The organism is Vibrio cholerae, from assembly GCF_008369605.1.
Classification (GTDB): Bacteria; Pseudomonadota; Gammaproteobacteria; order Enterobacterales; family Vibrionaceae; genus Vibrio; species Vibrio cholerae.
Genome location: NZ_CP043554.1, coordinates 2,924,776 through 2,948,589, shown reverse-complemented (window position 1 = coordinate 2,948,589; position 23,814 = coordinate 2,924,776). Strand labels below are relative to the sequence as shown.

The following is a 23,814-nucleotide window of genomic DNA, read 5'->3' as shown; positions in this document are numbered from 1 at the left end:
AGTTTATTTTCGTTGGCGATTTCGCCACCTAAAACACCGAACTGAATCACTGCTAACGCTTACTGCGTCTGCCGTGTCAGTGAGGGCGGATTATAGAGAACTTAGTTATATTGGCAAGTACTTTTTAGAAGTTTTTTAAAGTTTTCGAGCACTTGGTGATGTTTTAGGCAGAACAGGCTATTTGTTAATGATTAAGCCATCTACTATACCTACCACTTGCTTATAAAAGGGTGAAATGATGAGTTCAATTCGTAGCTACAAAGGCATAGTGCCCAAGCTTGGTGAAGGGGTTTATGTAGATAGCAGTGCTGTGCTTGTGGGTGATATAGAACTGGGCGACGATGCCAGTATTTGGCCTTTAGTGGCAGTACGGGGCGATGTTAACCATATTCGGATTGGTAAACGCACCAATATTCAAGATGGTTCGGTACTGCATGTCACTCACAAAAATGCCGAAAACCCGAATGGGTATCCGTTATGCATTGGGGATGATGTGACCGTTGGCCATAAGGTTATGCTGCACGGCTGCACCATTCATGATCGAGTTCTCGTCGGCATGGGGTCTATCGTGTTGGATGGTGCGGTGATTGAAAATGATGTCATGATCGGTGCAGGAAGTTTAGTTCCGCCCGGGAAAAGGCTCGAAAGTGGCTTTCTGTACATGGGTAGCCCGGTCAAGCAAGCACGTCCTCTCAATGATAAGGAGCGTGCTTTTCTCGTTAAATCGTCCAGTAATTATGTTCAGAGTAAGAATGACTATCTGAATGACGTTAAAACCGTTCGCGAGTGATCTCAATTTGGCCTAGAGAGTTAAACATTTCGTTTTCAATCGCCTGTTCGGCGAGTTCCTCTAGGTCAAAACGCCACTCACTGAATGCCCTCATCACGTGTTGCGACTCCGCTAAAGCTTCACCTGAGAACTCTTGAATAACTTGTCGCGACACAAAACATTCAATTAATGCTCCGTTTTGCTGAGCAAAAAATACAACAGCTTGTTTTGCCTCATCCCAATGCTGTAAATCGGGGAACAGGATGGATTGGTTCATAGCGCACCTTCTAGATTTTTACGCAGTTCACGCAAAATTTGTTTCGTACCCGGACGTAAACCACGCCATAGCATAAAACTTTCAGCCGCTTGTCCCACTAACATGCCTAAGCCATCGATCGCTTGCGCGCAGCCATGTTGTCGCGCCCATTGATTAAACACGGTATAGCCTTTGCCATACATCATGTCATAGCAGACGGAGCGAGATGAAAAGATCACCGGATCAATCGCAGGCAATTCGCCATCGAGACTGGCAGAGGTCGAGTTGATGATCACATCATAACTTTGTTTAAGCTGTTCGAACGCTTGCGCCTTTACCTCACCATAAGCGGCCACAAGCTCAGCCAACTGCTCCGCTTTCGCAAAGGTACGATTCGTGACGGTAATAGAGGCGGGCTGCTGATCTAATAACGGCTTGAGCACGCCACGCGCCGCACCACCGGCACCAATCAACAAAATCGTCGCGCCTTTCAGTAGCACTTGCTGCGCGAGTAGATCTTGCACTAAGCCTTCACCATCGGTGTTGTCTCCGAGTATTTCGCCATCATCCAGCTTTTTTAACGTGTTTACCGCACCGGCTAAACGCGCGCGCTCCGTTAAGCGATCGGCAAAGCGGTACGCCTCCTCTTTAAATGGCACGGTAACATTACAACCTCGTCCACCTTGCGCAAAAAAATGTTTCGCCGCCTCAGTAAACCCATCCACTGGCGCGCACTGTGCAGTATAGATCATGGACTGCTGAGTTTGTCGTGCAAACAGCGTATGAATAAAAGGGGATTTACTGTGATTAATGGGGTTACCAAAAACGGCATACTGATCGATTTGAGAAGCCATATCCTTGCCTAAACAATCAAAAGGGTCACTTGCGCGACCCTATCACTCAGAACCTTGCCTGTCACCATTCACGAGGTACTAAAAACTCGCTTAGCTTGGCTTCTGGCGTTCCTGCTTGCGGTTGATATGCGTATTCCCAACGCGCTAAGGGAGGCATCGACATCAAGATTGATTCGGTACGCCCACCGGTTTGCAGGCCAAACAGCGTGCCGCGATCCAACACCAAGTTAAATTCAACGTATCGACCGCGACGATAGAGTTGAAATTGGCGCTCGCGCTCTGTAAAGGGCGTGTTTTTGCGTTTTTCGACAATCGGCACATAAGCTTGGGTATAACCTTCGCCGACCGCCTGTATATAAGCGAAACATTGCTCGAATGGCCATTCATTGAGATCATCAAAAAACAATCCACCGATGCCGCGTGTTTCATTGCGGTGTGGTAAGTAGAAGTAGCGATCACACCATGCTTTATGCTCGTTATAGATTTCTGCCCCAAAAGGTGCGCAGAGCTGTTTGGCGGTTTGATGCCAGTGCTGCCCATCCTCAACAAAGGGATAAAACGGCGTAAGGTCAAAACCACCACCAAACCACCAGATCGGAGCTTCGCCCTCTTTTTCAGCAATAAAAAAGCGCACATTGGCATGAGAGGTCGGGACATACGGATTTTTCGGGTGCATGACCAAAGAAACGCCCATGGCTTCAAAGCGGCGACCGGCCAATTCTGGACGATGGGCCGTCGCAGAGGCGGGCATCTGCTCACCAAATACATGGGAAAAGTTCACGCCACCCTGTTCGAAAACAGCGCCCTCACGCATGACTCGCGTACGGCCACCACCACCCAGTTTCTCACCCGGTTCACGCTGCCACGCATCTTCGATAAATTGCGCTTGGCCATCTGTGGCTTCTAATTGTTGGCAAATCTTATCTTGTAGCTGCAGTAAAAAGTGCTTCACTGCTTGTTTATCGACTATCGACTCCACATTCTCTCCTGCGCAGGGTTATCCCTGTCTTAACACTTGTAAGCTGCGAGCATCACGAATTTCGCTCGGTCCATGACGGCCACTGGTCTTCCCTTCTACTACAACCGCAATCTGATTGCCTAGCTGAACCATGACTTCTTGTTGAGTTACGCACGCGCGCTGGCCACTTAGATTAGCACTGGTTGACGTCAGTGGCTTCCCAAAGGCGAGACATAACTTCTGAACAACCGGATGATCCGAAACACGCACGGCAACGGTATCAAACTGACCACGAACCCAGCTTGGCGTATCACCGCTGGCTGGCATAACCCAAGTCAGTGGCGCGGGCCATGAAGCCAGCACTTGTGTCAGTTGATCTGCGGTTAATTGCGTTTCATCGACATAAGGACGCAACTGCGCATAGCTAGCGGCAATTAAGATCACCCCTTTTTCCACGGGACGCTGCTTGATCGCCAATAAGCGCAGCATAGCGGTTTGGTTATCCGGATCACACCCCAAACCAAACACTCCTTCGGTTGGATAGGCAATAACGCAACCTTTGCGCAGCGCATCCACCGCCTGTTGTAGATTCTCCACCAGAGCCACTCCTCTTTCATTTGTGCTCAGTGTACAAATCGTGGAGCAATTGACCAGTTCTTCTCATCAGTCAGAAAAAGCAAACGTTTGCTTGAGAAAAAAATCCCCGTATAATGCGCCGCAAGCGGGCTTGCTTGTCCGATAAATAACACTGAAGGAGTTTGAGATGACAGTCGGTATTATCATGGGTTCCAAGTCAGACTGGCCAACCATGAAACACGCAGCAGAGATGCTTGACCAGTTTGGTGTGGCTTACGAGACCAGAGTGGTTTCTGCGCACCGAACTCCTCATCTTTTGGCCGACTACGCCTCTAGCGCCAAAGAACGCGGTTTACAAGTGATCATCGCTGGAGCGGGCGGCGCAGCGCATCTTCCCGGAATGACCGCCGCATTCACTTGCTTGCCAGTGTTAGGTGTGCCCGTTCAATCTCGCGCTCTGTCTGGGCTCGACTCGTTATACTCCATTGTGCAGATGCCAAAAGGCATTGCGGTGGGTACGCTCGCCATTGGTGAAGCTGGTGCCGCGAATGCAGGATTACTTGCCGCACAAATCATCGGCATTCATAACCCAGAAGTGATGAGTAAAGTGGAAGCTTTCCGCGCTAAGCAGACTCAATCTGTGTTGGATAACCCAAATCCGGCTGAGGAGTAACAGATGCGTGTGTTGGTTCTCGGCGCTGGTCAGCTGGCGCGCATGATGTCGCTCGCCGGAGCACCGCTCAATATTGAAACGATCGCTTTTGATGTGGGTAGCGAAAACATTGTGCACCCCTTAACGCAAACTGTGCTTGGGCATGGATTGGAGCAAGCGATTGAACAAGTCGATGTGATCACAGCTGAGTTTGAACACATTCCGCATCCGATCCTCGATCTCTGTGCACGCAGTGGCAAACTTTACCCAAGCGCTGAAGCTATCAAAGCTGGCGGCGATCGTCGTTTAGAAAAAGCCTTGCTGGATCGCGCCCAAGTGGCGAATGCACGTTATACGATGATCCGCAGCCGAGACGACCTAACCTCAGCCATCGCCGAGATTGGATTGCCTATGGTGCTGAAAAGTGCACTCGGAGGCTACGATGGAAAAGGCCAATGGCGCTTGAAAGAACCAACGCAGATCGAATCGGTTTGGCAAGAACTTGCGCAATATCTGGCAGCCAACCCCGAACAAGCAATTGTGGCAGAAGAATTTGTCGCTTTTGATCGCGAAGTGTCACTGGTCGGTGCACGTAACCTAGTCGGCGATGTTGTGGTGTATCCTTTAGCGGAGAACGTTCATACCCAAGGTGTGTTGAGCCTTTCTACCGCCATTGATGCTCCTGCGCTACAAGCTCAAGCGGAAGCCATGTTTAAAGCGGTAGCCGAGCAGCTCAATTATGTCGGTGTATTAGCGCTGGAGTTTTTTGAAGTACAAGGCCAATTACTGGTCAATGAAATCGCACCACGCGTACACAATTCTGGTCACTGGACTCAACAAGGCGCAGAAACCTGTCAGTTTGAAAACCACTTACGCGCAGTGTGCGGCTTGCCGCTGGGTAGCACCAAACTGGTTCGTGAAACCGCGATGATCAATATTCTCGGTGAAGACCAACTGCCCGCAGAAGTATTGGCACTGGAAGGCTGCCACGTACATTGGTACGGCAAAGCCAAACGCCCGGGACGCAAAATGGGGCATATCAATGTGACCGCTGATTACAGTGGTGAGTTACAGCGCAAACTGTGTCAATTAGCAACTATGTTAGATGAGAAGGCTTTTCCTGCCGTACACGCCGTAGCAAAGGAAATTCAGCCTTAATCCATGCCTCACTAATCCAATAAAGCCGCGTCTAACGCGGCTTTAACTTTGTATGCGATGAGCATGATGAAGCTAGCATTCCTGAATATGCCCACATTGACGATTAGCACATTGATAGCGCATGCCTGCTGCACTTTTCTTTTCCACCATCACCGTAAAGCCACACTGAGCACAAGCCTGAGCAATCGGTTTACTATTTAAAGCAAACTTACACTTAGGATACGCATCACACGCATAAAACAATTTACCGAAGCGAGATTTGCGTTCGATAAGGTGGCCTTTGCTGCATTCCGGACAAAGGATATCTGGCGATGTTTCCTCATGCGAAGGGGAATCCATCGACTCGATATGGTGGCACTGCGGGTAGTGGCTACAGCCAATAAACATCCCGTAACGACCTTGGCGCAGCACCAGTTCATGTCCACATTCAGGGCAAGGCACACCGAGTTCTTTGATGATATGCCCATCATTTTGATGCAGAGGTTTGATGTAGTCACACTCTGGATATGCAGTGCAACCTAAAAAAGGACCATGTTTGCCGTGGCGCAGTTGTAATGCTGCGCCACATTGCGGACAAGGGGAAGATTGCAGCGCATGCTCATGGGCGGCAAACAGTTGCGGGTCAATTTTACGACTCATAGACACATCACGCTTAATGCAAAATGCCTTGTTCTTTGCTGTACAGCAGCTCTTCCATCACTGTGTAAGCATTTTCATTACCCGGGACATTGAACAGCACCATCAGGATGATCCATTTCAGGTCATCAAGCTCAAACTCATCGGTTTCTAATCCCATGACACGGTCGATCACCATTTCACGAGTTTCTGGGGTCAGCACATTGATGTGTTCAAGAAACAGCAGGAAACCACGCGATTCGAGATCCAGTCGTTCAATCTCTTCCGGCGCGTAAATACGCATTGAAGTGGGTGCACTTTTCGCAATTGCAGTTTGTGCATCGGTTTGTTGCAAAGCCGCCAGCTCTTCCAACCAGTGGAGGGCCTTGTAGATGTCTTTTTGGTGAAACCCAGCACGCAGCAGTTCATCTTCCAGCTGGTCCTGATCCACTTGCAAATCTGCATCGCTATGGACGTAGGTTTCGAACAGATACATCAGAATATCCATCATCATAGCTAGCCTCTCCCCTTTCTAATATAGCCACCAGGTACTGCAACCACATGCCCAAGGAGCTCAAGCTCCAAGAGCTGCATCATGATATCTTGCACCGGTATCTGGGTCCGGCTTGCGAGAATATCAATAGGTGTAGCTTCTATTCCTACGTTAGCTAACAGCTCGGGAAATGGCAATTCTTCATCGCCCTGTACAGCAGAAAAAAGTGTTGCTTGATAAGGAACTTGTTCAGAGAGTGACCAAGTCAGCGCATTTTTGAGCTCTTGATGAATTTGTTGCACACTTTGCACCAAACAAGCGCCTTGACGAATCAATTGATTGCTACCTTGGCTGGCGGCATTAAAAATCGAGCCGGGAACCACAAAGACCTCACGCCCTTGCTCAGCGGCGTAGCGCGCAGTGATGAGTGAGCCGCTTTTCTCCGCAGCTTCTACCACCACAACGCCCAACGATAAGCCGCTGATAATTCGGTTACGGCGCGGAAAGTGATCGGCTTTAGGCGGTGTGTGAGGGGCAAACTCAGAAACCAAGGCCCCTTGGGCCATGATTCGCTCCGCTAATCCTTGATGCTGTTTGGGGTAAACCTGCGCCAGCCCTGAGCCTAATACTGCCACGGTTTGCCCTTGTGCTTGCAAAGCTCCATCGTGCGCATAGCCGTCTATACCAAGCGCTAAACCACTGGTGACCACTAAACCCGACTGCGCGAGCTCAGTGGCAAACTGGCGAGCGATCTGCCGCCCATCAACACTGGCATTGCGGCTACCGACGATAGCCACCGCAGGGTCATGCACCGCTTCCCATATTCCTTCGATAAACAGGATGGGAGGCGATGAGCTAATCTCTTTCAATAAACGAGGGTAAAGCGGGCAATGAGGAGTGACGATATAGCGGTTATTGGCTGCTGATCGCCATTGCAAACACAGCTCGGCTTGTTTAGCCGCTTGAGTAGTTAAAAACACCAGTTGTTCGGGCTTAAGCCCGCTGGCCAACCATTGCTTAGGCGTAAAACTTTGCAACTGGGCTGGCAAACGGGTCGCAAGCAGGTGAGAAATGGTTTTGCTGCCTAGTTTAGGAGTAAAACAGAGCGCCAACCATGCCGCTAAATCCTGATCTTTCATTAACTGGCATCATCAACCAAATCGATTTGTTCAGACAATTGCACCACATTTGGCTGCTCGGTTTGAGGTTCTGCCTGCGGAGACAGTGCGTGCACTTCAGCACTGATCGGTGCCGAACTGTTAGTAATCAGTGCCAAGCTAAAACGCTCATAGGGGCGAATCACCATCAAAGCGCCCACTTTTACACTTGGTAACTGTACGTCCGTGTTCGAACGCTCAGACAGGAAAGTAGACGAATCTTGCTTAGCTTTGACTTGGACTGCCGCTTGATACAGTTCAAACATACTGCCTTGCGCGACGCCATCACTGCGGCCTTGGTCAATCACCACCACTTGATTCTGTCCGGCGTATTGACTCCCTTCAAGCGAACCCAGAATGCGAGCTTCACTCCCTGCTGGCGCTGGCTGCGGATAAAAGGTTGTCGACAGTTGGCGCTCCTCAAGATCGACTTCTGGCAAAGCAATATCATTGGCTAAAATCTCTTGGTTTTGCTCTTGCAAGCTTAGTCCACTAAAGTTGCCCCCAGTCATCGCCAATTCACCCACCGCCACTAAACGCAGCGCCACCATGACTTCATCATCACGTTGATACTGTGCTACCTCGCGATAAATCCCCCACTTTTTCTCGCTGTGTACACCGGAGATGTAAAGCTGATCTTGCTTGGTGAGATATTGACGGCCCTCACTGGAGCCAATCACACGCACGCTACCTTGCAAGGCGGTTTTCGCCATCAAACGGTCAGATTGTAAATAAGGCAGCACCAAGCCTTCTTGCACAGTCGGAACAGCTTGTTTTTCCAACACTCGCACTTGCGGGCTCAGTTTGCGCATCGGTTTTAGGCTGAGTACGGGTTGCCCATCACGCCAAAACAGCGTCAATTTATCACCGGGGTAGATCAAATGTGGGTTATCAATTTCTGGGTTCACTTGCCAAAGTCTTGGCCACAGCCATGGACTGTCGAGATACAAAGCGGAAATATCCCACAAGGTGTCACCTTTCACCACGGTATAGGTGGTCGGTGCATTTGGTTTGAGTGCCAGTGGCGTTTGCTCATCGGCGGTCACCTGTCCACTGAGCAGAGTGAAAGGCAATAAAGCGTAGGCAATATAACGGGTTAATCGTGCCATGACCTTGCTTCCTTGGTCGAAAAAATGACTGGGTTTCGGAGAAATCACGTCCGGATGCTGTCATTTGGGTCATAAAATGTCTAGAATTGAGCCAACACGCATTAAGCTGTTTCGGCACAGTTCAACATTTCGAGTGTATATGTCTGTATTGCAAGTATTAACATTCCCAGATGATCGACTGCGTACCGTTGCGAAACCGGTCGAACAAGTCACCCCAGAAATCCAACAAATCGTCGATGATATGTTGGAAACCATGTATGCCGAAGAAGGCATCGGTTTAGCGGCGACCCAAGTCGATATTCACCAACGTATCGTGGTGATCGATATTTCTGAAACTCGCGATCAGCCTATGGTGTTGATTAACCCAGAGATCATCGAAAAGCGCGGTGAAGATGGCATTGAAGAAGGCTGTTTGTCCGTCCCGGGTGCGCGAGCTTTAGTGCCTCGCGCCGCAGAAGTGACTGTAAAAGCGCTGGATCGCAATGGTCAAGAGTATCAGTTTGATGCAGATGACCTACTGGCTATCTGTGTACAGCACGAACTCGATCACCTCGCGGGCAAACTGTTTGTTGACTATCTGTCACCACTCAAACGTAACCGCATCAAAGAGAAGCTAGAGAAAATCAAACGCTTCAATGAGAAAAAATAAATTACTGTGAGGTAACCTTGAGCCAATCACTACGTATTGTCTTTGCAGGTACTCCGGATTTCGCCGCCCGTCACTTGGCGGCGTTATTGTCTTCGGAGCATGAGATTATTGCGGTCTACACCCAACCGGATCGCCCAGCGGGGCGCGGCAAAAAACTCACCGCCAGCCCAGTCAAAACCCTTGCACTTGAGCACAACGTTCCGGTTTATCAGCCAGAGAACTTTAAATCAGACGAGTCTAAACAACAGCTTGCCGCACTCAACGCCGATTTAATGGTGGTCGTGGCTTACGGCTTGCTACTGCCTAAAGTAGTTTTGGATACACCTAAACTTGGCTGTATTAATGTGCACGGTTCTATTCTGCCGCGTTGGCGGGGTGCTGCGCCAATCCAGCGCTCCATTTGGGCGGGTGATAACGAAACTGGCGTCACCATCATGCAGATGGATGTCGGCCTTGATACGGGCGATATGCTGAAAATCGCGACGCTGCCGATTGAAGCGAGCGACACCAGTGCTTCCATGTATGACAAGCTGGCTGAACTTGGCCCTCAAGCGCTGCTAGAGTGCTTAGAAGATATCGCCCAAGGCACTGCGGTTGCGGTCAAACAAGACGATGCGCTGGCCAACTATGCTCATAAGCTTAGTAAAGAAGAAGCGCGTATTAACTGGAGTGATGCAGCGACACATATTGAGCGCTGTATTCGTGCCTTTAATCCTTGGCCGATGAGCCATTTTGAAGTAGCAGAAAACAGCATTAAGGTTTGGCAAGCGCGTGTTGAAACACGAGCAGTAACTCAAACTCCGGGTACCATTATCCAAGCAGATAAGAGCGGGATTTACGTGGCAACCGGGCAAGATGTACTAGTGCTCGAAAGCCTGCAAATTCCGGGCAAGAAAGCCTTGCCAGTACAAGATATTCTCAATGCGCGTGCCGACTGGTTTAGTGTCGGTTCCCAACTCAGTTAATCCTGAACCCTAGCCGATGGATGGCTAGGGTTTGGCTTTTTGTTTAGGTTTTATTATGAATGTTCGCGCCGCTGCTGCGTCGGCTCTTTACCAAGTGGTTGATTTAGGGCACTCACTGTCCAATGCTTTGCCTGCGGCTCAGCAGCAAATTCGCCCACGTGATCACGCCCTGCTGCAAGATATCTGCTACGGCGTTTTGCGCCAATTGCCGCGTTTGGAATCCATCAGCCAAGCTCTGATGGAAAAACCGTTGAAAGGCAAACAACGCGTATTCCACTTCCTGATCCTCGTCGGCTTATACCAACTGAGCTTTATGCGCATTCCCGCCCATGCTGCGGTAGGGGAAACCGTCGAAGGCGCGCAAGATTTGAAAGGCCCTCGTCTGCGTGGCTTGATCAATGCGGTGCTGCGTAACTATCAGCGTGACCAAGAAGGCTTAGATGCTCAAGCCACCAGCCATGACGCAGGGCGCTACGGCCATCCGGGCTGGTTATTGAAATTGCTCAAAGAGAGCTACCCAGAGCAGTGGCAACAAATTGTTGAAGCCAACAACAGCAAAGCGCCGATGTGGCTACGCGTCAATCATCAACACCATACTCGTGCTGAGTATCAAGCCCTGCTCGAACAAGCGGGCATCGTCACTACGCCTCATGCGCAAGCCGAAGATGCGCTGTGCTTAGAAACGCCTTGTGATGTACACCAACTGCCGGGTTTCGCTGAAGGTTGGGTTTCAGTACAAGATGCCGCTGCGCAGTTAGCACTGACTTACCTTGCACCACAAGCAGGAGAGCTGATTTTAGATTGCTGCGCTGCCCCCGGTGGCAAAACTGCGCACATCTTGGAGCGCACACCAGAGAGCCAAGTCGTCGCGATTGATTGTGATGAAACTCGCCTCAAACGCGTGCGAGAAAACCTGCAGCGTTTACAGCTCACTGCGCAAGTGATTTGTGGCGATGCGCGTTACCCGCAACAGTGGTGGCAAGGCGAACAGTTTGACCGCATCTTGTTGGATGCGCCTTGTTCGGCGACCGGCGTGATTCGCCGCCATCCCGACATCAAATGGCTGCGCCGCGCAGACGATATCGCGGCATTAGCCGAGCTACAGCGCGAAATTTTGGATGCGATGTGGCAACAACTCAAACCCGGTGGTAGTTTGGTGTACGCAACGTGCTCGATCACACCACAAGAAAACCGCCTACAGGTCAAAGCGTTCCTTGAACGCACGCCAGATGCGCGCTTAGTGGGTTCCGATCCCGCGCAGCCCGGCCGCCAAATCCTTCCCGGAGAGGAAGCGATGGACGGTTTCTATTACGCCGTATTAAGCAAACAACATTGATTCGGTCAACCAAGGTGAGCCACAACTCACCTTGGGCGTGAGCAAACAAAGAGAACAAGTTATGAAAATCATCATTCTTGGTGCAGGACAAGTCGGCGGCACGCTCGCTGAAAACTTGGTAGGCGAAAACAACGACATTACTGTGGTCGATAAAAACGCTGACCGACTGCGCGATTTACAAGATAAATATGATTTGCGTGTAGTCAATGGCCACGCCAGCCACCCTGATGTGCTGCGCGAAGCTGGCGCACAAGATGCTGACATGCTGGTCGCGGTCACCAATACCGATGAAACCAACATGGCCGCTTGTCAGGTCGCCTTTACTCTGTTTAACACGCCCAACCGGATTGCGCGTATCCGCTCTCCACAATATCTCGCTGAAAAAGAAGCGCTGTTTCAATCTGGCGCGGTCCCGGTCGATCACCTGATTGCACCGGAAGAACTGGTCACCAGCTATATCGAGCGCTTGATCCAGTATCCGGGCGCGCTGCAAGTGGTGAGTTTCGCCGAAGAAAAAGTCAGCTTGGTGGCCGTTAAAGCGTATTACGGTGGTCCACTGGTTGGTAACGCCCTTTCTGCCCTACGCGATCACATGCCGCACATCGATACTCGCGTGGCAGCGATTTTCCGTCAGGGACGCCCAATTCGTCCGCAAGGCACCACCATTATTGAAGCGGATGATGAAGTGTTTTTCGTCGCCGCGAGTAACCATATTCGCTCGGTGATGAGTGAGTTGCAGCGCCTTGAAAAACCGTATCGTCGGATCATGATTGTCGGCGGCGGTAACATAGGTGCCAGCCTCGCTAAACGCCTAGAGCAAACTTACAGCGTTAAGCTGATTGAACATAATTACCAACGTGCGGAACAGTTATCTGAACAGTTGGAAAATACCATCGTCTTTTGTGGAGATGCCGCGGACCAAGAGCTGCTGTCGGAAGAGAATATCGATCAGGTCGATGTGTTTATCGCCCTCACCAATGAAGATGAAACCAACATCATGTCGGCCATGCTTGCCAAACGCATGGGAGCCAAGAAAGCCATGGTGCTTATCCAACGCAGCGGCTATGTCGATTTAGTCCAAGGCGGTGTGATTGATGTAGCGATCTCCCCGCAGCAAGCGACCATTTCTGCGCTACTCACTCACGTGCGCCGCGCCGATATTGTCAACGTCTCTTCATTACGCCGTGGAGCGGCAGAAGCAATTGAAGCGATCGCCCACGGCGATGAATCAACCTCTAAGGTAGTAGGACGAGCGGTGGGCGATATTAAACTGCCTCCGGGCACGACAATTGGCGCTATTGTGCGGGGCGAAGAAGTGCTGATTGCCCATGACCGCACTGTCATCGAGCAAGACGATCACGTCGTCATGTTCTTGGTCGATAAAAAATATGTGCCCGACGTGGAAACGCTATTCCAGCCGAGCCCATTCTTCTTGTAAAGGTTGGCGCTATGCTCAACTTACGCCCAATTACGTTTATCATCGGGCTAGTGCTGTCTAAGCTAGCCCTATTCATGTACGTGCCGACTCTAGTGGCATTTTTTACTGGCAGCGGCGGTTTTCTCGATTTCGCGCAAGCCGTCATCATTACCCATCTGGTGGCGTTTCTCTGCTTAAGTATCGGTCGCACTGAACATTTTCGGCTCAACGTACGCGATATGTTCCTGATCACCAGCTTGGTATGGACGATTGCCAGCGCATTTGCGGCTCTGCCTTTTGTGTTTATTAACCACATCAGCTTTACCGATGCCTATTTTGAAACCATGTCCGGCCTTACCACCACAGGCTCCACGGTACTCAGTGGCTTAGATGATATGCCGCCCAGTATTTTGCTGTGGCGCTCCATTTTGCAATGGTTAGGTGGCGTGGGCTTTATCGTGATGGCGGTAGCGGTGTTGCCGATGCTCAATGTTGGGGGGATGAAGCTGTTCCAAACCGAATCGTCTGATTGGTCGGATAAAAGCAGCCCGCGCGCGAAAACCGTCGCGAAAAACATTGTGGCGGTGTATCTGGTTTTGACTGGGCTCTGTTTTTTGAGCTATATCGCCACAGGTATGACGCCGTTTGAAGCGATTAATCACGCCTTTACCACGCTTTCCACCGGCGGCTACTCGACCAGTGATAGCTCGATGAACCGCTTCTCACACGGCGCGCACTGGGTTGGCACACTCTTTATGTTTCTTGGTGGCCTGCCATTTTTACTGTTTGTGCAGGCTCTGCGCAAACAGAGTGCACGAGCCCTACTCAAAGATGAGCAGGTACGCGGCTTCTTCTGGCTCTTTATGATCTCCAGTTTGCTGGTCGCAGGTTGGTTGTGGCTCAAAAACGATTACGCGATATTGGATGCGCTGCGAGTTTCGATGTTTAACATTGTCTCCGTCGTCACAACCACGGGCTATGGTCTGGATGATTTCACCGCGTGGGGCGCGCTCCCCTCAACCATTTTTGCCTTCCTATTGATGGCCGGCGCTTGCTCGGGTTCTACCTCTGGCGGAATTAAGGTCTTTCGTTTCCAAATCGCGATGGCACTGCTCAAAAAGCAACTGCTGAACCTCATCCACCCTTCTGGCATTTTTATCCAGCGCTATAACAAGCGCCCGGTCAATGAAGAGATCATCCGCTCCGTAGTCGCCTTTGGCTTGACGTTTTTCATCACTATCGTGGTACTGGCTGGCGCGTTATCGGCAATGGGATTGGATTCGGTGACCAGTATCTCTGGCGCGGTCACTGCCGTGGCTAACGTGGGTCCAGGTATGGGCAGCATCATTGGCCCAACGGGTAACTTTGCCCCTCTACCGGATGCCGCCAAATGGCTCTTGAGCTTTGGAATGTTGATGGGACGTTTAGAAATTCTGACGATTTTGGTGCTCTTTTTCCCTGCATTCTGGCGTCATTAAAAGGAAACATAATGAAAAAACTCATATTGGTAGCCAGCATAGTGAGCTTATCCACTTGGGCAAGCGAAACCTTACAGCTCAAGGATGGCCGCTATATTCAGCTCAACGATGACTTTACTTGGCAGTATGTGCCACAAGAGACTCAGCCCCAGCAGACAAGCGAGCTGGCTCCTCTCGTGCTCGCTGCACCGGTGATCGCTCAACCGACATTGAGTGGTGTGACAATCACTGTGGGTGATCATCGCCCTGTTTTGCAACTCAGTGATTCAGGCGTCGATGTGGTACTGAGCGCTCCGCGCTATGAGCATGGCCAGCTCAAGCTGAGCAGTGCCATCACCAACCAGAGTAGTCAGTCAGTGATTGCGGTTCGTCTCGCGATTCGAGTACAGGATGCACAAGGCGTGTGGAGTGAAGAACAGGAAGTGACGATTTGGCAGTCGATCAAACGAATGGCGGAAACCTATTTACGCCCGCGCACTTCAGTGGAAGGCAAACCACTGGAGTTAAACCTCGCAGAGCAGAGTCAGTACACACTACACGCTACCATCAAACAGATTGAAACGCGCTAAATGCGCGTTTCCTCTTTTACCCATCTTATCCGTCAAAGCTAAATCGGCTCGACATACAGATAAATGGCTAAGAAATGGCATGCGCATCCCGCCAGCACAAAAGCGTGCCAAATGGCATGGTTGTAAGGGATCCGTTTGGCGACGTAGAAAATCACCCCGAGTGAATAGATAAGTCCACCTGCCGCCAGCAGAGTGAGCCCACCCACCTCAAGATGAATGGCAAGCTGGTAAATCACGATCAGCGAAAGCCAACCCATGGTCAGATACGTCACCAAAGAGAGCTTTTTGAAGCGGTAGACAAAAGCAATTTTCATCAGAATGCCAATAAGCGCGAGCGACCAGATCACAATCATCAAACCAACCGCCAGTGGTGTACGCAAACTGACCAGTAAAAATGGGGTATAACTGCCCGCAATCAGTAAATAAATAGCACAGTGATCAAAGGTTTTTAGCCAACGCTTTGCACGCTGATAAGGGATAGCGTGGTACAGCGTAGAAGCCAAAAATAGCGCAATCATACTGCCGCCATAAATGCTCATGCTGGTAATGGTCAATGCATCGGCTTGCTGATCCACCGCTTTGACCAACAGCAGCACTAAACCGACTATCCCTAAGATAAGGCCAACGCCATGACTTATCGCATTGGCCACTTCTTCTTTAAAGCCATAACTGTTCGACATACTCACTCAATCCGAGTCTGAAACTTGGCTTTAGTATCGCACATTGAGCTTACAGGTGTTAGCTAAAATTTCAGGCCGCGTGATCAGCAGCTGCGGTCAAGAAACGCCAACACTTGCTCCCCGGCTTCCTGTGGTGATGTGTGCGCAGGTAAAGTGAGATGTCGCTTGAGCTCACCGCGCCCTAGCAAGCTGGCCAACATGCCGGATGCGCCTCGTTGATAACGATCGACTTCAAACCAGAGCTGTAAGGCTTCAGGATCACGATAAGCCACGATTTCAACTTCACGCCAGCGGCCTTGAAATGGCCCCGTGGTAGGGACAAATTCGAACTCTTGCACAAAAGGCAGTGCGAAGCCTTTGGCTTGCTCACACTCAACCTGACGTAAACGCAAACCTTGTGCTTCCAGCGCACTAAAAATACCATCCATCATCGGCTCAGGGCGCACCGTGAGAATGTCCTTATCGGTAGGATCCAGCGCCAACGCAATATCGAGTCCAGTCTCTAACCAAACTTTGGCATCCCCTATCGTCACTGGGGTATTCCAAGGGATGCTGAGTTCGATATCAAAATTACGCGTTTCACCCGCCTCAATCGTAAAGGCGTACGGTAAAGACCAGTTGGCTAAGGTGTAGGTATGAGGAACTCGGCGCATTGACTGGCCTTGTTGCTGACCGCGCTCATCCGCCACTTCCGCTATATAACGGCAACAAAGTTTGAGCTCGATGTTATCAATGACTTGCGCTGTTGCGCCGCCATAAACATGGATGATGACCTTAACGGATTGGCCGGGATAGAGCACTTCCTGCTGCAACACCGAATCGACTTTCGCAGAGCCAATCCCAAAACTGGCGAGGGTTTTCTTGATAAACGACATAGACACCTCCTGTTGTGAGAATTGCATAGTAAGGGCTAACCCTTGTCTCACTCAATCCACGCAGTTGAAAATAAATGTTACGCAAAATTGGTCAACTATCGATCATTTTAGTAACTGGTGCTACTCTATTTGCGATATGAACGCATATCATTATTCCTGTCTCATTGTTCGGATCGGCAATCGCCAAAAGAGTGAATCTCGGTTACGTCCTGTACTCAAGAGCCACTCATAATGAGCCAGGGTGTAGCATCGGCAATGGATATGCCTGACAGTTAGGTTATGTCATGCGCCCAACAACCGTCAGGTTTTCAAATACAAACCGTAGTGCAATGCGTCGCCGCAGTGGTTTTGCAGTGGCTCCCGTTGCGAAAAAAACAGCAACAGCCCCCACGCTGGTTGAAAGAAATGCGTTGACCGCATCCCCCGAAACCAAAGTGGTTCAGGCAGCTTAATTGAAAAGCGCAGTAAAACCTGCGCTTTTTTCTTGCCCGCGAATTGGTATTGCTCAGCGCTTTTGGTACCTTTAGCCACAAATCACTATAAAAATTGTGGAGAAAGTCATGAAATGTCATCGCGTAGAAGAACTACTGCAACTGCTTGAGCCTGAATGGCACAAAGATTCCGAGCTCAACTTGATTCAATTCTTACTTAAACTGGCTCAAGAAGCAGGTTACCAAGGTGCTCTCGAAGATCTGACCGATGATGTACTGATTTACCATCTCAAGATGCGTAACAGCGCAAAAGATGCGGTGATCCCAGGACTTAAAAAAGATTATGAAGATGATTTCAAAACCGCCATTTTACGTGCACGAGGCATCATCAAATAATTCTGCTGATATACCCAAACAACTTGGAGTTGCAGGTAGGCGGCAAGTAAGTGAATCCCCATGAGCATAGGCAAACTGTGTGATTGGGGTGAACGAGCGTAGCCAACACCGCTGCAGCTTCAAGTAGGAAAGTTATAACGTTCGGCAGCCCAGATCCAACCCCAAAAATGAGCAAGCGGCGAAAGCCGCTTTTTTATCAAGTCGTTAATAGGGTGAAGAATTGTAAGGAAATTTGTTGTTAAAGGTTGATTGCCTTAAAGAAATGAACGTTTGATTGACGCTATACTTACGGCCTAAAAAACCATCAGTCCCCTCTTACATCAGCCTTTAAGAGGGAATGAGCAATGTATTTGAGTGTGAACAAAAGAAATCACACCGAATGCCTGAAAAGGATAGTGTCATGAGTCAGGATAAAATCGATGTTAAAGATGTGACTCCCAAAGTGTTCAACCCCAAGACCCATAAAGGGCAAGGCGGGGATCGCTTTAACCCAAGTAATCGCATCTATGTTCGTGAAAGTAAAGGAACCTACCAGAAACTGCGCCGTTATGGTGGCTGGTTTCTGCTACTGTTGTTTGGATTGGTTCCTTGGATCTCTTATGGCGATCGGCAAGCCATCTTGCTTGATATTGGCAACCAGCAATTTAACTTCTTCGGAACCACACTCTACCCGCAAGATCTGACCTTATTGGCGCTGCTGTTTATGATCGCCGCCTTCGGCCTGTTCTTTATCACTACCTTCTTAGGCCGTGTCTGGTGTGGTTATCTCTGCCCGCAAACCGTGTGGACGTTTATGTACATCTGGTTTGAAGAAAAACTCGAAGGCAATGCCAACAAAAGACGTAAGCAAGACAACAGTCCGATGACGGCAGAACTCGTGGCGCGTAAAACCTTAAAGCACATCGCTTGGTTGGCGATTGCCTTAGTCACTGGTTTCACTTTTGTCGGCTACTTTGTGCCCATTCGCGCACTGGTAATCGACTTCTTTACTTTAAGTGCCGCATTCTGGCCGGTATTTTGGGTACTGTTTTTTGCCCTTTGTACTTACGGCAACGCAGGCTGGATGCGCTCAATCATGTGTATCCACATGTGCCCATATGCGCGCTTCCAATCGGCCATGTTCGATAAAGATACCTTTATTGTCGGCTATGATGTCGCGCGCGGCGAACAACGTGGGCCACGCTCTCGCAAAACGGATCCCAAAGCGCTCGGTTTAGGCGACTGTATTGATTGCGATCTCTGCGTGCAAGTCTGCCCAACCGGTATCGATATTCGTGACGGCTTGCAGTATGAGTGCATCAACTGCGGTGCGTGTATTGATGCTTGTGACAACACCATGGAACGTATGGGCTACGCGAAAGGGCTGATCAGCTACACCACAGAACATCGCCTATCTGGCAAACACACCAAAGTGATGCGCCCCAAACTGCTCGGTTATGGAGCGGTGTTCTTGGTCATGATTGGCTTGTTCTTTGCTCAAGTGGCCGCAGTGGATCCCGCGGGGTTAACCGTTCTTCGCGATCGCACTCAACTGTTTAGAACCAACAGCTCGGGCGAAATTGAAAACACTTACAACCTCAAGGTGATCAACAAAACCCAGCAACCACAGACCTATCAGCTGTCAGTTAAAGGATTGGATCCGGTCTCTTGGTACGGCAAACAAAGTGTGGTTGTGCAACCGGGTGAAGTACTCAATCTCCCGATGACGCTCGGAGCCAAACCAGAAAATCTCAGCTCTGCGGTCACGACAATTCAGTTTATACTGCACGACGAAAGCCACCAATTTACCCTTGAAGTCGAGAGCCGATTTATTCAAAAGCTCTGACACTCACCAGTATGGTAAAGGGCTCAGTAATGAGCCCTTTTTATTCAATGACCCAAGCCACGTTTCATTTTGATGCTTTAACTCCCGATCTGATTTGGTACGCGCTGGAAAGTATCGGCATTCGTGCTGAGTCAGGCTTTTTGCCACTCAACAGCTATGAAAACCGCGTCTACCAGTTTACCGATGAAGAGCGTCGCCGCTTTGTGGTGAAATTTTATCGCCCACAACGTTGGACCGATGAGCAGATCCAAGAAGAGCATGATTTCACGCTCGAACTGGAACAAGAAGAGATCCCGATCGTCCCGCCGCTGAGACTCAATGGCGCGACGCTACACCACTACCAAGGCTACCGTTTTGCCCTGTTTACCAGCATGGGCGGTCGCCAATACGAAGTGGATAATGAGGAACACTTAGAGTGGGTTGGCCGCTTTCTGGGGCGCATTCACAAAGTCGGAGCAAGTAAACCCTTTCTCCACCGCCCAACTCTGTCGCTGGATGAATACTTACATCAACCCAGACATACCTTGGAGTACAGTCACTGCATTCCTGCCCATTTGCAGCGGGTGTTTTTTCACGATCTCGATATTTTGATTGCTGAAATCAAGCAGCATTGGGTACCCACCCAGCCTCAGATCCGTCTGCACGGAGACTGCCACCCCGGCAATATTTTATGGCGCGATGGCCCGATGTTTGTTGATCTGGATGACGCACGCAACGGCCCTGCCATTCAAGATCTCTGGATGCTGTTGCATGGTGATCGCCAAGACAAACTGATCCAATTAGATATCGTTTTGGAAGGCTACCAAGAGTTTTGCGATTTTAATCCTCAACAATTGAAACTAATCGAGCCTTTACGTGGTCTACGCATGGTGCACTATATGGCATGGCTCGCCAAACGCTGGCAAGATCCGGCTTTTCCAATCGCATTTCCGTGGTTTAATGACGCGAAATACTGGGAGAATCAGATCCTCGCTTTTAAAGAGCAGATTGCCACTTTACAAGAACCCCCGTTATCATTGCAGCCGCAGTGGTAAGCCAACACAATAAATCCAATGGAGAAAGTCATGAAAAAGCTGTTTGCACTGGTTGCAACTCTGATGTTAAGCGTGTCAGCCTATGCGGCTCAATTTAAAGAAGGTGAACACTACCAAGTGTTAAAAACACCCGCCTCTTCTTCACCAGTCGTCAGTGAGTTTTTCTCATTCTACTGCCCGCACTGTAACACTTTCGAACCCATCATTGCTCAGTTGAAGCAGCAGTTGCCTGAAGGCGCGAAATTCCAGAAAAACCACGTCTCTTTCATGGGTGGTAACATGGGTCAAGCGATGAGCAAAGCCTACGCAACCATGATTGCTCTGGAAGTGGAAGATAAAATGGTGCCAGTGATGTTTAACCGCATCCACACTCTGCGTAAGCCACCGAAAGATGAACAAGAACTGCGCCAAATCTTCCTAGATGAAGGAATTGATGCTGCGAAATTTGATGCAGCTTACAACGGCTTTGCCGTGGATTCTATGGTGCGCCGTTTCGATAAACAGTTCCAAGATAGCGGCCTAACCGGTGTACCTGCCGTTGTTGTTAACAACCGTTATTTGGTACAAGGTCAGTCCGTCAAATCCCTCGACGAATATTTTGCTCTAGTAAACTACCTGCTGACGCTGAAGTAATCTCAACCCATGATTTGGTATTGAGAAAAAAGACAAAGGGAGCCCATGGCTCCCTTCGCTTTATCAGCCTCTCAGTGCTAATCGACTTTGTAAATCTGCTCTAATCGCTGATCTTTACGCTGCCACACCCCGCTCAGCCAAAGCTGAAACTGACGCTTAAACTGTTTATCGTTGAAGTAATCACCTTGTACCTGTTCATCCACCGGTAGCAAATCAATGTGCACCACAATACGCTGCATACGGCCCATCAATAAATCACGAAACGGTTGTTGACGGTTATCCGGATAGGCCAAAGTCACATCAATAATATGCTCGAACTGCTCACCCATGGCAGCTAACGTGTAGGCAATACCACCGGTTTTCGGCTGCAATACATGCTGATATCCCACGCCGCTACGTTGCTGCTTCTGTGAATTAAAACGAGTCCCTTCCACATAATTCACGACAGTGGTAGGAACGGCGCGGAATTTTTCGCACGAACGGCGCGTCGTCGCTAAATCTTGGCCGCGTTTGTGTGGATGGCGCAGCAGATACTCGCGCGAATAGCGGCGCATAAACGGCATATCCAGCGCCCAACACGCCATACCAATGAAAGGCACATACAGCAGTTGCTGCTTGAGGAAAAATTTCGGCATTGGAATGCGGTCTTTAAACACGCAGCACAGCACCACAATATCCGTCCAACTCAAGTGATTGGAAATCAGCAGATACCATCCCTGCTTAGTCAGGGTTTCACCGCCTTGAATATCCCATTCCACGCGGTTGGAAAGCTGCAAAACCCAAGCGTTCACACTCGCCCATGACCACATCACCCAATTCGCCGCTTGCGTCGCCTGCGCTTTCCATGCGGCTGACGGCAGCAACAGTTTAATCAAAGCAATCAAGCAGATCAGCAGCGAATGAAAGGCCGAATTTAACACCACCACGGTCACATTCAGCACAAGGAGCAAGTAAGCCAACATAGTTCTCAGTTCAAAGATGAGTAAAAAAACAGCGTGTGATTATACAAACTTGTCATCGTAATGAAACATGAACTCTGCAGGTCAGAGTACTAGACGTTCTGCGCACTGAGCTGTTTGAGTAAGCGATCCATGGCTCGATAGCCCAACGCCTCGGCCAAATGTGGGCGAGCGATCTGCGCTTCACCTTGCAAATCCGCTATGGTTCGCGCCACTTTAATGATGCGATGGTAAGCCCGAATAGATAAACCCAAGCGATGCAGCGCGCTTTCTAGAAATTCCGCATCCGCTTTAAGCAAAGGGCAATACTGTTCAATTTCTCGACTTTGCAGCAAAGCATTCACTTTGCCCGATCGCGCCAACATACGCTCACGCGCTACCCACACTCGCTGGCGCACAGCCGCCGTCGATTCACCACGATCGCCCCCATTGGCGAGCGTACCTTTGGGTAATGCTGGGATCTCAATCGACATATCAAAGCGATCCAACAAAGGGCCCGAAAGCCGACTCAAATAGCGCAAAATACTCTGCGGATTGGCACGCGCCTGACTGCCTTCGTAGTAGCCCGTGGGGCTTGGATTTAACGCACCGACCAATTGAAAGCGTGCTGGAAAACGGGTTTTCCCCTGCGCGCGCGAAATCACGATCTCACCCGATTCCAGCGGTTCACGCAGTGAATCAAGTACTTTACGCTCAAACTCTGGCATTTCGTCCAAAAACAGTAGTCCATTATGGGCGAGAGAAATTTCACCGGGGCGCGGAATGGTGCCGCCCCCGACTAAAGCCGCCATTGAGCTTGAATGGTGCGGTGCACGAAAAGGGCGTAGCTTCCAGTTGTGTTGGTTAATCTCTTGCTGCGTAAGAGAGGCAATCGAGGCTGTTTCCATTGCCTCTTCATCACTCATTTCTGGCAGTAAATCGCACAGCCGTGAAGCGAGCATGGTTTTACCCGTCCCCGGAGGGCCGAGAAACAGCAGGTTGTGATTGCCAGCCGCAGCGATTTCCAAAGCTCGTTTTCCCTGCTGCTGACCTATGATGTCTTGCAGATCGCGGATCTGACTTACTTGTTGCACACTGGGCGAACTTTGAAACAAAGATAGAGTTTGCTGACCACACAAGTCTGCGCACACTTCGAGTAAGCTTTGCGCCGACTTATGCCGCTCAACCCCGACCAAAGCCGCCTGATCGCCATTACTGTGCGGAACCACCAAACAGCGCTCCACTTGGTTAGCCGCGAGCGCGGCAGGCAAAACCCCTTTCACGCCACGAATTTCGCCCGATAGCGCCAATTCGCCGATAAATTCGTAACTTTCGAGCTTAGTTCGCGCAATTTGATCCGAGGCCGCCAAAATGCCAAGTGCAATCGGCAAATCAAAACGTCCCCCCTCTTTGGGTAAATCGGCTGGCGCTAAATTGACCGTAATGCGCTTCGCTGGAAACTCAAAGCGAGAATTGATGATCGCGCTGCGCACCCGATCGCGCGACTCTTTTACCGTGGTTTCCGGCAACCCAACTAAGGTAAACCCCGGCATCCCGTTACTGATGTGAACCTCAACCGTGACCGGAGGTGCCTGCACGCCAATACTGGCGCGGCTATGAATGATCGCAAGTCCCATTGCATCCCTTAGTATTTGATCAAAAAGCCTTCAGCGCCTGAATAAGTGGCGATAAAAAGCACAGAATGGGTTATATAGCGTGGTGAGATAAAACGGGAATGTGAAAAAAGAATGAGTTTTTGCTTGTCATGTAACGAAGATGTGTGTTAACACTAGAAGCGCAAACACATTGGTAAGATATTAGTTCAACCCTAAAAAACGACTTTACTATGAACTTGAACACTCGCATCAACGCTCTAATTAACCTAATTATCGTGGTCATTCTAGTGACGACGCGGGGGCGAGTGGGCGAAAAATAAGTAACCAAATCCAAAAAAACCCCCGCACTGAAAAGTCCGGGGGTTTTTTTTACAA

26 protein-coding genes are annotated in these 23,814 nt (G+C 49.9%); 13 read left to right on the top strand and 13 right to left on the bottom strand.

What is annotated here, in order from left to right; all coding sequences use genetic code 11:
• The first annotated feature begins 238 nt into the window (after positions 1–238).
• Positions 239–790 carry a gamma carbonic anhydrase family protein gene (locus tag F0316_RS13825; RefSeq protein WP_172626033.1) on the top strand — a complete coding sequence of 184 codons (552 nt, stop codon included), beginning with the start codon at positions 239–241 and terminating at the stop codon, positions 788–790.
• Here the strand turns inward: F0316_RS13825 and F0316_RS13820 are convergent.
• The 4 genes from F0316_RS13820 to F0316_RS13805 form a co-directional block, all read right to left on the bottom strand.
• Complete coding sequence (locus F0316_RS13820) at positions 771–1,046, bottom strand: DUF1488 family protein (RefSeq protein WP_001076439.1); 276 nt, start codon at positions 1,044–1,046, stop codon at positions 771–773. The genes F0316_RS13825 and F0316_RS13820 overlap by 20 nt on opposite strands.
• Positions 1,043–1,879 carry a shikimate dehydrogenase gene (aroE, locus tag F0316_RS13815; RefSeq protein ID WP_000168150.1) on the bottom strand — a complete coding sequence of 279 codons (837 nt, stop codon included), beginning with the start codon at positions 1,877–1,879 and terminating at the stop codon, positions 1,043–1,045. The genes F0316_RS13820 and aroE overlap by 4 nt, the downstream gene beginning before the upstream one ends.
• 61 nt (positions 1,880–1,940) lie before the next feature.
• A complete protein-coding gene (gene hemF / locus F0316_RS13810; RefSeq protein WP_000443977.1) occupies positions 1,941–2,858 on the bottom strand; it encodes an oxygen-dependent coproporphyrinogen oxidase in 918 nt (305 codons plus the stop codon).
• A gap of 18 nt (positions 2,859–2,876) precedes the next feature.
• On the bottom strand, positions 2,877–3,434 hold the full coding sequence (locus F0316_RS13805; RefSeq protein ID WP_002045789.1) for an L-threonylcarbamoyladenylate synthase: 558 nt from the start codon (positions 3,432–3,434) through the stop codon (positions 2,877–2,879).
• 166 nt (positions 3,435–3,600) lie between these two features.
• Here F0316_RS13805 and purE point away from each other — a divergent pair, with 166 nt between their 5' ends.
• A complete protein-coding gene (purE, locus tag F0316_RS13800; RefSeq protein WP_000215772.1) occupies positions 3,601–4,086 on the top strand; it encodes a 5-(carboxyamino)imidazole ribonucleotide mutase in 486 nt (161 codons plus the stop codon).
• 3 nt (positions 4,087–4,089) lie between these two features.
• Positions 4,090–5,223 carry a 5-(carboxyamino)imidazole ribonucleotide synthase gene (locus tag F0316_RS13795; RefSeq protein WP_001265396.1) on the top strand — a complete coding sequence of 378 codons (1,134 nt, stop codon included), beginning with the start codon at positions 4,090–4,092 and terminating at the stop codon, positions 5,221–5,223.
• Between the two features lie 72 nt (positions 5,224–5,295).
• Here F0316_RS13795 and F0316_RS13790 read toward each other — a convergent pair whose 3' ends face one another.
• From F0316_RS13790 to F0316_RS13775, 4 genes are read right to left on the bottom strand one after another with little or no spacing between them, the layout of a single operon-like run.
• Positions 5,296–5,862, bottom strand: a complete 567-nt coding sequence (locus F0316_RS13790) for a DNA topoisomerase family protein (RefSeq protein WP_000087521.1) — start codon at positions 5,860–5,862, stop codon at positions 5,296–5,298.
• A gap of 13 nt (positions 5,863–5,875) precedes the next feature.
• Positions 5,876–6,352, bottom strand: a complete 477-nt coding sequence (locus tag F0316_RS13785; protein WP_000979769.1) for a DUF494 family protein — start codon at positions 6,350–6,352, stop codon at positions 5,876–5,878.
• Positions 6,353–6,354: 2 nt separating this feature from the next.
• Positions 6,355–7,470, bottom strand: a complete 1,116-nt coding sequence (dprA, locus tag F0316_RS13780; RefSeq protein WP_000654777.1) for a DNA-processing protein DprA — start codon at positions 7,468–7,470, stop codon at positions 6,355–6,357.
• Entirely contained in the window at positions 7,470–8,597 is a 1,128-nt protein-coding gene (locus F0316_RS13775; RefSeq protein ID WP_162806499.1) for a LysM peptidoglycan-binding domain-containing protein, read from the bottom strand. The genes dprA and F0316_RS13775 overlap by 1 nt, the downstream gene beginning before the upstream one ends.
• Before the next feature lie 139 nt (positions 8,598–8,736).
• Here F0316_RS13775 and def point away from each other — a divergent pair, with 139 nt between their 5' ends.
• The 6 genes from def (at position 8,737) to F0316_RS13745 (ending at position 15,011) form a co-directional block, all read left to right on the top strand.
• Positions 8,737–9,246 (top strand): peptide deformylase, encoded by a 510-nt coding sequence (gene def / locus F0316_RS13770; RefSeq protein ID WP_000115010.1) that lies wholly within the window; start codon positions 8,737–8,739, stop codon positions 9,244–9,246.
• A 17-nt stretch (positions 9,247–9,263) separates the two neighbouring features.
• Entirely contained in the window at positions 9,264–10,211 is a 948-nt protein-coding gene (gene fmt, locus F0316_RS13765) for a methionyl-tRNA formyltransferase (protein ID WP_149560557.1), read from the top strand.
• A gap of 55 nt (positions 10,212–10,266) precedes the next feature.
• Positions 10,267–11,547: a 16S rRNA (cytosine(967)-C(5))-methyltransferase RsmB gene (rsmB, locus tag F0316_RS13760; RefSeq protein WP_149560556.1), complete on the top strand. Its 1,281-nt coding sequence runs from the start codon at positions 10,267–10,269 to the stop codon at positions 11,545–11,547.
• 61 nt (positions 11,548–11,608) lie between these two features.
• Positions 11,609–12,985 carry a Trk system potassium transporter TrkA gene (gene trkA, locus F0316_RS13755; protein WP_000691366.1) on the top strand — a complete coding sequence of 459 codons (1,377 nt, stop codon included), beginning with the start codon at positions 11,609–11,611 and terminating at the stop codon, positions 12,983–12,985.
• Between the two features lie 11 nt (positions 12,986–12,996).
• Positions 12,997–14,442, top strand: coding sequence for a TrkH family potassium uptake protein (locus tag F0316_RS13750; RefSeq protein WP_000933527.1), 1,446 nt, complete (start codon positions 12,997–12,999; stop codon positions 14,440–14,442).
• An 11-nt stretch (positions 14,443–14,453) separates the two neighbouring features.
• Positions 14,454–15,011, top strand: a complete 558-nt coding sequence (locus F0316_RS13745; protein ID WP_000733640.1) for a DUF3157 family protein — start codon at positions 14,454–14,456, stop codon at positions 15,009–15,011.
• A gap of 38 nt (positions 15,012–15,049) precedes the next feature.
• Here F0316_RS13745 and trhA read toward each other — a convergent pair whose 3' ends face one another.
• From trhA to F0316_RS19870, 3 genes are all read right to left on the bottom strand, one after another.
• A complete protein-coding gene (gene trhA, locus F0316_RS13740) occupies positions 15,050–15,691 on the bottom strand; it encodes a PAQR family membrane homeostasis protein TrhA (protein ID WP_000072082.1) in 642 nt (213 codons plus the stop codon).
• Positions 15,692–15,774: 83 nt separating this feature from the next.
• Positions 15,775–16,566: a sporulation protein gene (locus F0316_RS13735; protein ID WP_000008136.1), complete on the bottom strand. Its 792-nt coding sequence runs from the start codon at positions 16,564–16,566 to the stop codon at positions 15,775–15,777.
• Positions 16,567–16,866: 300 nt separating this feature from the next.
• A complete protein-coding gene (locus F0316_RS19870; RefSeq protein WP_001051899.1) occupies positions 16,867–17,097 on the bottom strand; it encodes a hypothetical protein in 231 nt (76 codons plus the stop codon).
• A gap of 29 nt (positions 17,098–17,126) precedes the next feature.
• Between F0316_RS19870 and F0316_RS13725 the strand changes: the two genes are divergently transcribed.
• The 4 genes from F0316_RS13725 (at position 17,127) to F0316_RS13710 (ending at position 20,885) form a co-directional block, all read left to right on the top strand.
• Positions 17,127–17,393, top strand: coding sequence for a YihD family protein (locus F0316_RS13725; protein WP_000649654.1), 267 nt, complete (start codon positions 17,127–17,129; stop codon positions 17,391–17,393).
• A gap of 400 nt (positions 17,394–17,793) precedes the next feature.
• A complete protein-coding gene (ccoG, locus tag F0316_RS13720) occupies positions 17,794–19,218 on the top strand; it encodes a cytochrome c oxidase accessory protein CcoG (RefSeq protein ID WP_000076155.1) in 1,425 nt (474 codons plus the stop codon).
• Positions 19,219–19,265: 47 nt separating this feature from the next.
• Positions 19,266–20,252 (top strand): serine/threonine protein kinase, encoded by a 987-nt coding sequence (locus F0316_RS13715; protein WP_000189623.1) that lies wholly within the window; start codon positions 19,266–19,268, stop codon positions 20,250–20,252.
• Between the two features lie 30 nt (positions 20,253–20,282).
• Complete coding sequence (locus F0316_RS13710) at positions 20,283–20,885, top strand: thiol:disulfide interchange protein DsbA/DsbL (RefSeq protein ID WP_000732281.1); 603 nt, start codon at positions 20,283–20,285, stop codon at positions 20,883–20,885.
• Positions 20,886–20,962: 77 nt separating this feature from the next.
• Here F0316_RS13710 and F0316_RS13705 read toward each other — a convergent pair whose 3' ends face one another.
• Together F0316_RS13705 and F0316_RS13700 are read right to left on the bottom strand one after the other, a co-directional pair.
• Complete coding sequence (locus F0316_RS13705; RefSeq protein WP_042987770.1) at positions 20,963–21,847, bottom strand: acyltransferase; 885 nt, start codon at positions 21,845–21,847, stop codon at positions 20,963–20,965.
• Between the two features lie 89 nt (positions 21,848–21,936).
• Complete coding sequence (locus F0316_RS13700) at positions 21,937–23,460, bottom strand: YifB family Mg chelatase-like AAA ATPase (protein WP_148530777.1); 1,524 nt, start codon at positions 23,458–23,460, stop codon at positions 21,937–21,939.
• Between the last annotated feature and the right edge of the window lie 354 nt (positions 23,461–23,814).